Here is a 9,139-nt window from a genome sequence, read left to right as displayed (position 1 = left end):
TACTTAGGGCCGGGCGGCGTTCCGTTTTTCCAAGTGACTCGCTGTAAGAGCGAAACCCTAGGTGGCCGTTACCGCAGCAACGGATATACACCCAATCTAAATTACAAATCTGCGGGGCTTCATCATGCGGGTTATCGGCGCGATTAAACGTTGGCCGCCAGCTTCCCACCCGCCAACCGTCGCTTGTACGCACTGTCACGATTGGCCAGCCACCAGTACAGCGGCGACGTAATCAACAGGCCCACCAACCAGGACAAATCCGCGCCGTTGATGTGCTCGGAAATCGGTCCGACATACAGCGGCGTGTTCATGAACGGGATCTGAACCACGATGCCGATCGCGTAGGCCAGCAGCGCCTGCGGATTGTAGCGACCGTAGATACCGCCATCGACGTGGAAGATCGAATCGATGTCGTACTTGCCTTTGTGAATGGCGTAGAAGTCGATCAGGTTGATCGCTGTCCACGGCACCAACACCACCAGCAATACCAACACCATGTCGACGAAGTGGCCGATGAAGTCAGCGGAGGCACCGACGGCGGCAAAGCAGCAGGCCGCGAGCACAATGACCGAGAGCACGGCGCGGCTCTTGGCGGTGGGGATCCAGCGGTAGGCGAAGGTTTGTACCAGGGTGATCAGCGACAGCACGGCGCCATAGAGGTTGAGTGCGTTGTGGCTGATGACGCTGAGCAGGAACAGCACCAGCATCAGCGGGCCGATGGAACCGGTGGCGAGCTTGACCGCGTCCATGGTGTCCATGCCGACTGGCGTGGCCAGTACGGCGACGGCGCCGAAGACGAACGAGAGGCTGGATCCGAGCACTGTGCCCAGGTAGGTGGTCCAGAAGGTGGCCGCCACGGGCACGTTGGCCGGCAGGTAGCGCGAGTAGTCGGACACGTAGGGCGCGAAGGCGATTTGCCACAGCGCGGCCAGGGAAACCGTTGCCAGCCAGCCGGAAATGTTGAAACCGCCACGGGTGAGGAAATCGTCAGTCTGCACGTGGGTCAGGATGTAGCCGAAGCCCAGCACGATGCCGATGCCCAATACCCAGGTGCCGATACGGTTGAGCACGTGGATGAAGCGATAGCCGATGATGCCGATGATGCCCGAACCCAGGGCACCAATGACGATGCCCACCGGTACCGGCACGCTATCAACCACGCCGTGCAGGGATTTGCCGGCCAGCACGATGTTGGACGCGAAGAAGCCGATGTACATGACGCCGGCGATCAGTACCACCAGCAGCGCACCCAGGGAACCGAACTGGGCGCGGCTCTGGATCATCTGCGGGATACCCATCTGCGGTCCCTGGGCCGAGTGCAGGGCCATCAGCACGCCGCCGACCAAGTGGCCGACGAGGATGGCGACGATGCCCCAGACCAGGTTCAGGTGGAACATCTGCACGCCGAGGGCGCCGGTGACGATGGGCAAGGGGGCGATGTTGCCACCGAACCACAGGGTGAACAGGTCTCGGGTCTTGCCATGACGATCTTGCGGCGGCACGTAGCCGATCGTGTGTTTCTCGATGAGCGGGGCGCTCGTTGCTGCAGTGGTTACCATGATGAACTCCAAGGCAAAGTGAGTACGTGGACGTACTTCGGTGAGCGTCGCGCGAACGACGCTTTTCTTGTTGGAGCGATCATGTGCAATGGATCGGGATAGATAAATTAGTAAGTTTGTTGCCTCAAACCTTAAAAAATATATGCCGTGGCTGCGCTCGCCTCCGGTATGTTCAGCCTTGACGCAAAACCCTTGTGGGCGCTGTCGATTCCTTGACTTTCCGGAGGTCCCCATGGCCGCTTACAACCTGCGCCAACTCAGATATTTCGTCACCACGGCCGACTGCGGCAGCGTGGCCGAGGCTTCGCGCAAGCTCTATATCGCGCAACCATCGGTGTCGACGGCGATCAAGCACCTGGAAGAGAGTTTTGGCGTGCAACTGTTCATCCGACATCACGCCCAGGGCGTTTCACTGACGCCGAGCGGCTCGCGGTTCTACCGCAAGGCCCAGGAGCTGCTGCGGGTCGCCCATGAGTTTGAGCAAAATGCCCTGGCGGACAATGACGTGGTGGCGGGGCAGATCGATATCGGCTGTTTTGAAACCGTGGCGCCGCTGTACCTGCCGCGCCTGATCGCCGGTTTCAAGGCACGTTGGCCGGGGGTGGAAATCCGCATTCGCGATGGCGAGCAGCAGGAGTTGGTGCAAGCGTTGACCGCCGGCAGCATCGACATGGCCATGGTCTTCGAACACGACCTGGACAGCACGATCGAGACGGTGGCACTGATGCCGCCGCAGCAACCCTACGCCTTGCTTCCCGCGGACCACCGCTTCGCGCAGCAGGCGAAAGTTTCGCTGCACGACCTGGTGCTGGAGCCGATGATCCTGCTGGATGTGGTGCCCAGCCGAACCTATTTCGTGAGCATCTTCGAAGAGCGCGGGCTGACGCCGAATATCGTCTTCAGTTCGCCTTCGATCGAAATGGTCCGGGGGATGGTAGGACGGGGTTTCGGCTTTTCGATCCTGGTGACCAAACCGTTTTCCGAATACACCTATGACGGGCAAAAAGTCGTGTGCGTGCCGCTGGCCGAAGCCGTGACCGGCTCCGGGTTGTCAGCGGCGTGGTTGCGCAGGGCGCAGCTGACCAAGCCGGTGCAGCTGTTCGTGGACTACTGTCAGGAGGAACTGGCCCGACTCTACACCTGAGTCCTGGGCCAGTTATCAGTTGCTGATCGCCAACAGCATCCGTTGCAGCATCGCATCGCAGCCCTGTAGTTGTTCCAGGCTGACGAACTCATCGGGTTTATGGCCTTGCTCCATGCTGCCCGGGCCACACACCACCGTCGGGATTCCCGCCGCATCGAACAGGCCGCCCTCGGTGCCGAACGCCACCGTACCGAAATCCCGAGAACCGGAAAACGCCGCGATCAATTCAGCGGCTTCGCTGCGGGCATCGGTGGCCAGGCCGGGGTACGCCGACAATTCACTGAAACGGATCTCGCTGTGCTCACTCACGGCGCGCATGCGCGGCAACAGTTGCTGCTCGGCGTAGGCCTGCAGTTCCTGCGCCACCCGGCGCGGGTCGTGCGAGGGCAGGGCGCGTACTTCGAAGTCGAAGCGGCAGTCGGCCGGGACGATGTTCAAGGCCTTGCCGCCGCCAATCACACCGGTCTGCACCGTGGAGAACGGTGGATCGAAACGCACGTCATGGAGTTCGGGGGCCTTGAGCCGTTGGCCGATGCGCCCCAGTTCACTGACCAGCTCGGCCGCGTATTCGATGGCATTCACCCCAAGCGGGGCGTAGGCCGAATGGCAGGCGTGACCGTGGATGTCACAGCGCATCGCCAGCTTGCCCTTGTGGCCCAGCACTGGTTTGAGTTCGGTGGGTTCGCCAATGATGCACAGCATGTGTTTGACCGGTCGTTGTTCCAGGGCCTTGAGCAGGGAGCGTACGCCCAGGCAGCCGACTTCTTCGTCGTAGGACAGGGCGATATGCACCGGCAGTCGCAACGAGGCCTGCACCAGCGATGGCACCAGGGCGAGCACGCAGGCGATGTAGCCCTTCATGTCCGCCGTGCCGCGACCGTACAGTTTGCCCCCTAGTTCGGTGAGCTGGAACGGCGCAACGGTCCACGGCTGGCCGTCGACGGGCACCACGTCGGTGTGCCCCGAGAGCACGATGCCTGGCCGGTCCGCCGGGCCGATCGTGGCAAACAGATTGGCCTTGCTGCGCTCCTGGTTGTAGACCAGTTGGCACGGCACATCGAAACCTGCGAGGTAGTCGCGGACAAACTCGATCAGTTGCAGGTTGGATTCGCGGCTGGTGGTGTCGAACGCCACCAGCGTTGCGAGCAGATCGCGGCTGGCGCTCATCGATCGTCTCCGGCGACACCATAGCCAGGGGACCTGTCGGGCGCCAGGGCGCGGTCGATGTAGTCCTGGACTTGCGGACGGTAGGCCTGCCAGAGTTTTTGCAGCTGGCCAATCGGGTCTTCATCGGCCCAGTCGACCCGCAGGTTGACGATCGGCCAGGTCAGTTCCCCGACAACCAGCACTGCAGCCGAATGCACCGGCCCGGCTTCGCCACCGGCCGCCATGCCACCTTGCATCGCCGCGAGCAATCGGTCGGCCAGATGGCCTTCGGCCTGTTCGAAGGCGCTGACCATGGCCTCGATTACGCCGGGGGCCGCGAGCATGTTGCCGGCCGCCACGCATTGCTCGCCGGACACCGCATTGTGCTTGCCCAGGGTTTGCGCACCGCTGAAGTGCGCGGTGCGGCCGAGGTGGTCGATGGCAGTGATCTGCCGGTACTGGCTGTAGCCGTTGCGGGTCAGCACCTTGTCCAGGGCCTCCGCAGGTGCGAGGCCTTGCTCCATCAAGGCGAGGGTTTCCGGGCCAAGGGAGGGCAGGGTGATGTTTTGCGTGGAGACGGCACCCACACCGGGCAGCAACCAGGGGCAGCGGGCGCCGACGGCGATGCTCGAGGAGCTGATGGCGATGCCGAACTGGCCGGTTTCGGGGCAGCGGGCGGCTATGGAAAAGGTCATGGCTGTGCTCCTTATTCCGGGATCACCGCGATTACATCAATCTCCATCAGCCACTGTGGCTGACCCAATGCCGTCACCACCAGCCCGGTGGAAATCGGGAACACGCCTTTGAGCCACTTGCCCACTTCCTGATACACCGGTTCGCGGTAGCGCGGGTCGATCAGGTAGGTGGTGGTCTTGACGATGTGGCGCAGGTCGCTGCCGGCTTCTTCCAGCAGTTGCTTGACGTTGCGCATGGCTTGCTCGGTCTGTGCCCGCGGATCGCCGAGGCCAACGAGGTTACCTTCGAAATCGGTGCCGACCTGGCCGCGCACATAGACGGTATTGCCGGCGCGGACGGCCTGGCACAGGTCGTTGTCCAGGCTCTGGTTCGGGTAGGTTTCCTTGGTGTTGAACATGCGGATGCGGGTATGGGTTGGCGTAGTCATTTAAAACTCCTGAGGTATGGGGGCCGGCGCGGTTCACGCGCCGGGCAGATATCAAGCGCTGACGGTTGTCTTGTTAGCGGCCGGGGCGTTTTCGGCCTCGCGTTGGCCAGCATCGCGGTACTCGAGGTAGGTGCGCTGGATGGCGATGTGATCGGCCACATACTTGGCGTCATGCCACACGCCCCAGATGAACGAGGAGCCACGGCGGGACTGCCAGGGCAGGCCAAGGAAATACACGCCAGGTTCGCTGGACACACCGCGCTGGTGCTGCGGCTTGCCGTTGTCGTCAAAGGCGTCGACCTTCAGCCAGCTGTAGTCCACGGCAAAACCGGTGGCCCAGATGATCGACGTCACGCCGGCCTTGGCCAGGTCGAGCTCGAGGATCGGCTGGGTGACACAGTCCGGCTCCGGGAAGGTATGACGTGCTTCGGGTTCTTCCGGCAGGTCCAGGCCATTGCGTTCGATGTAGGCATCGGCGGCATCGAGCAAGGCCAGGTAGTTTTCATCGCCCCGGGCCAGGTTCTCCGCCAGGTTCGGCTGGAAGGTCGCCACGCTGCCATTGAACGCTTGGGTCAGGCCCACCAACACCATGCCGGCATGCGCCAAGCCACGGAAATCCACGGTGCGGCCACCCTGGGCGCCACTGACGGCGATGGTCACGTGTTCGCGACCGGGTTTCATGGCGGCCTGGTCCCATTCGCCGAGCACGCCCAGCCACCAGCAGAAATCGCGATTGCGATAGGCGCGGGGCGGGCGATCGTGGGCGCCGACCGACAGGTAGACCTGCTTGCCCGAGCGCTGCAGTTCATCGGCGATCTGCACCCCCGAGGAACCTGCGCCCACCACCAGCACGGCGCCCTCGGGCAATTGTCCGGGATTGCGATAGTCGGCGGAGTGGATCTGCAGCAATTGTGCATCTTTGGGGGCGATCGGCGGGATCACCGGACGCTGGAAGGGCCCCGTGGCAGCCACCACGCGGCTGGCCTCGATCACGCCTTGGGAGGTCTCGATGGTGAAGCCCGGGCGGCCGACATTGCGTTCGACTTTCTTCACTTCCACACCGGTGCGGATCGGCGCCTTGAACTTGCGGGCATACGCTTCGAAGTAATCGGCCACGCGCTCCTTGGGGGCAAAACCATCGGGGCTGATATCGTCGAATTCCAGGCCCGGAAAACGGTCGTGCCAGGCCGGACCATTGGCCACCAGCGAATCCCAGCGGCCGGTGCGCCAGCGCTCGGCGATACGGTTGCGCTCCAGCACCAGGTGCGGCACGCCGAGCTTGCTCAGGTGTTCACTCATGGCGACGCCGGCCTGGCCGGCGCCAACAATCAAGGTATCTATTATTGTTTTATCAATGGTCATCTCTTTGCCCTTCGAAGTTGGATAAAGGTCTATGTCGACCTGCCATTTCTTGGGCTCAAGACTAGGGATCAGCCTGATATCGGTAAAATATTATTAAGCTGGCATTTGAGTATAAATAACTGATGCAGAGCGTTTGCGGCGTGGGGTTGGCGAGGGTGGGATTGAACGTTCGTCGGCCGGCACCCTGCAATCGCTGCCCATTCCATCACGGCTGCTAAGCTTCGACCTTGCCACGTACTGGCCTGCCCAGGGCCCGGAAGGGGCAAGCGATTGTCGGCAATCTGCACGGAGGCAGGCAATGGTGATCAAGCACACAGGTCCTGCAAGTGCAGAGGGTACTGCCGTGCCGCTCGATCCTGAAGAGATGGAGCGGGTGCTGGCGTTGCTGCTGGCCAGTCCGTTGTTCGCCAGGTCCCGGCGCATGGGCAGTCTGTTGCGGTTTCTGGTCGAACACGACCTGCAATCGGCCCATGTTCCCCTGACCGAACACGCCATCGGTATCGCCGTGTTTCGTCGCGATCCGGCGGTGTATTGCACCGGTGACGATCCGGTGGTGCGGGTGCAGGTGGGGCGGTTGCGGCGCAAACTCGCCAGCCATTACGCCACGGTGGGGCAGCAGGAACCGGTGCGACTGAGCATTGCGCCTGGTTGTTATCGCCTGGCCTATCAGCGACTGCGCCCCAATGCAGGGGCCGCGCACCACCCTGTCTTGCAGATCCAGCCCTTTACCTGCATTACCCGCGAGGGCGATGACTTTGCGCGTGGCCTGTGCGAGGAGCTCAGTTGTCGCCTGTTCGAGTCGTTCGAGCAGGCACAGACCAGTGGCAACCATGTATTGATAAGGATGCCGCGCAGCAGTGTGAAAACAACGAATGCCCGGCGTGGCGGCCGCTACTGCTATTGCCTGGAGGGCAGCGTGCGGGTCGAGCCGGCACGGGTTCGGGCATCGCTGCGGTTGGTGGATGCGGCGCAGGGGCGGATTCGCTGGTCGGCCCAGTTTGATCGCAATCAGCCCTATGGCATTGCTACCCAGGAGGATCTGGCAGCCTCTATCTGCCTGTCGCTAGCGGGTTATTTTGCCCAAGCTCCATTCGATGAATAGAGGGGGCAACGCGTGGTTGCCCCCGCTGCGCTCATCAAACGGTTTTCCATTGACCGCCTTCGTAAAGGCGACCTGCGGTGTTATCGAAGGTCAGGTCGATTTCGATCGCCTTTGAGCGTGAGGTACTGAACATGGTACTGGTCTGCACATCCTGTTCGAACCATACGAGGATAGTTTCCACGGGAGTCAGTACGGTATTGCCGGTGACCACCCGATTGACGGCCACGTAGATGGGTGTACTGACCTGATTGCCATCGATGCCGGTGGACAACTGATTGATCCCCGGATGGATCGGCGCGAAGTTGTTCACGAACGTCACGGAAACTTCGGGCCCGCCCGTGACTGCCGGGCTCAGCAAGCCGTGTTCATCGAGTGTCGAGGTTTGCCCCAAACCGATATTGACGACATTGGTCGAGACTTTGACTTGTACGTTTTCCTGGAACACGTTGGTGGCGAACAGCTGATACAGCGGCGTCCAGCTGAATTCGTTATTGCTCAGGTAGGCGGAGTAGGACTGCCAGACCACGTTGTAGTCGGCAGTACCGACTTTCTTGGCGAAGCACAGCTTGTAGCCGGACTTCTTCAGCTGGGTCAGGTCGTCTGGGGCAATTTCAATGGTTACGGTTTTTTGCGAAGCCGCCAGGGCGGACCTCAAGACCCGACCGTAATCGGTGGATTTCAGCGCAGTGGCAGCACCCATGATCGACTTGACGGCTTCTTGCACATCATTGTGAAGCTGCTGGCTTTGTTGGCTGACAGCGATTGATTTGCTCATGGTTTCCCTCTTCCTTGGTGGTGTGTCGGGCAGACGATGGGCCGCTAGCGGTCAAGCCGGTCGGTCCATCGAGGCTTTCAATCTAGGCGCATGGGGCAGGGTGCCCAAGTGTCTTGGCGTTACAGGCGGGTATCGGGGTTGTATCAAACGTTATTACGATTGGTTTGTAGGCTTTTTTCCGCATCTAAGTGCGAAATTTCCTAAAGTGCATTTGAGGTGAGAAAAGTTGAAAGTAGGATACTTCATTGATGCTGTAGGATGCCTAAATATGTCCTGAGGACAGACTTAAATTGAAACTGAATTTCCAAATAACCTCGACATCTTTCTTGTTTGATTGTCTAGGCTTGTCGAACGTAGTCCTTGCAATTTTATTGTCAAGGAAGTGGTTATCACGAAAAAACGGGAGGGGTTATGGCTTCAAGCAGCTTTCAGAACGAAGTGCCAAAGGCACGGGTCAACATAAAACTCGACCTGCATACCGGCGGTGCGCAGAAAAAAGTCGAATTACCGCTGAAGCTGATGGTCATGGGTGACTACAGCAATGGCAGGGAACAGCGCCCCTTATCAGCCCGAAGCAAGGTTTCAATCAACAAAAACAACTTCGATAGCGTCTTGGCGGAGTTTACTCCGGTGTTGAAAGTGACCGTGGAAAATACCCTGGTCGATGACGCTGGCGACGCCTCGGTCGAGCTGAAGTTCCAGCGCATGAAGGACTTCGAGCCGGAGCAGGTGGCGCGGCAAATCCCGCATCTGCGCGCGCTTTTGGCCATGCGCAACCTCTTGCGTGACCTCAAGTCGAATCTGCTGGACAACGCCACCTTTCGTCATGAGCTGGAACGTATCCTCAAGGATGATGCGCTCAGCGACGAGTTGCGCGCCGAGTTGGCCACGTTGGTACCGGAAGAAAATCGTTAATCCACTTCGGTTC

Annotated in this window: 9 protein-coding genes; 3 read left to right on the top strand and 6 right to left on the bottom strand. The window is 60.6% G+C overall.

The window, feature by feature from the left end; all coding sequences use genetic code 11:
- Window positions 1-143: 143 nt before the first annotated feature.
- Window positions 144-1,559, bottom strand: coding sequence for a purine-cytosine permease family protein (locus AC3WWR_RS27180; protein WP_020798307.1), 1,416 nt, complete (start codon window positions 1,557-1,559; stop codon window positions 144-146).
- Between the two features lie 232 nt (window positions 1,560-1,791).
- Between AC3WWR_RS27180 and AC3WWR_RS27175 the strand changes: the two genes are divergently transcribed.
- On the top strand, window positions 1,792-2,703 hold the full coding sequence (locus AC3WWR_RS27175; RefSeq protein WP_020798306.1) for a LysR substrate-binding domain-containing protein: 912 nt from the start codon (window positions 1,792-1,794) through the stop codon (window positions 2,701-2,703).
- Between the two features lie 15 nt (window positions 2,704-2,718).
- Here AC3WWR_RS27175 and argE read toward each other — a convergent pair whose 3' ends face one another.
- The 4 genes from argE to AC3WWR_RS27155 are packed head-to-tail and all read right to left on the bottom strand — an operon-like array spanning window position 2,719 to window position 6,334.
- Entirely contained in the window at window positions 2,719-3,870 is a 1,152-nt protein-coding gene (gene argE / locus AC3WWR_RS27170) for an acetylornithine deacetylase (RefSeq protein WP_454866075.1), read from the bottom strand.
- A complete protein-coding gene (locus AC3WWR_RS27165) occupies window positions 3,867-4,544 on the bottom strand; it encodes a DUF1028 domain-containing protein (RefSeq protein ID WP_020798304.1) in 678 nt (225 codons plus the stop codon). Before AC3WWR_RS27165 ends, argE begins: the two co-directional genes overlap by 4 nt.
- Before the next feature lie 11 nt (window positions 4,545-4,555).
- Window positions 4,556-4,972 (bottom strand): RidA family protein, encoded by a 417-nt coding sequence (locus AC3WWR_RS27160; RefSeq protein WP_083349270.1) that lies wholly within the window; start codon window positions 4,970-4,972, stop codon window positions 4,556-4,558.
- 51 nt (window positions 4,973-5,023) lie between these two features.
- Window positions 5,024-6,334, bottom strand: a complete 1,311-nt coding sequence (locus AC3WWR_RS27155) for a flavin-containing monooxygenase (RefSeq protein WP_020798303.1) — start codon at window positions 6,332-6,334, stop codon at window positions 5,024-5,026.
- Between the two features lie 298 nt (window positions 6,335-6,632).
- Between AC3WWR_RS27155 and AC3WWR_RS27150 the strand changes: the two genes are divergently transcribed.
- Window positions 6,633-7,436 carry a hypothetical protein gene (locus AC3WWR_RS27150; protein ID WP_083349269.1) on the top strand — a complete coding sequence of 268 codons (804 nt, stop codon included), beginning with the start codon at window positions 6,633-6,635 and terminating at the stop codon, window positions 7,434-7,436.
- Between the two features lie 34 nt (window positions 7,437-7,470).
- Here the strand turns inward: AC3WWR_RS27150 and AC3WWR_RS27145 are convergent, their stop codons facing one another.
- On the bottom strand, window positions 7,471-8,211 hold the full coding sequence (locus AC3WWR_RS27145; protein ID WP_020798301.1) for a hypothetical protein: 741 nt from the start codon (window positions 8,209-8,211) through the stop codon (window positions 7,471-7,473).
- Window positions 8,212-8,622: 411 nt separating this feature from the next.
- Between AC3WWR_RS27145 and tssB the strand changes: the two genes are divergently transcribed.
- Window positions 8,623-9,126 carry a type VI secretion system contractile sheath small subunit gene (gene tssB / locus AC3WWR_RS27140; protein WP_151142580.1) on the top strand — a complete coding sequence of 168 codons (504 nt, stop codon included), beginning with the start codon at window positions 8,623-8,625 and terminating at the stop codon, window positions 9,124-9,126.
- Window positions 9,127-9,139 lie beyond the last annotated feature (13 nt).

It is taken from the genome of Pseudomonas sp. EB271-G4-1, assembly GCF_058791355.1.
Note: the sequence above shows the minus strand (reverse complement) of the source record. Positions and strands in the feature narration are given on the sequence as shown.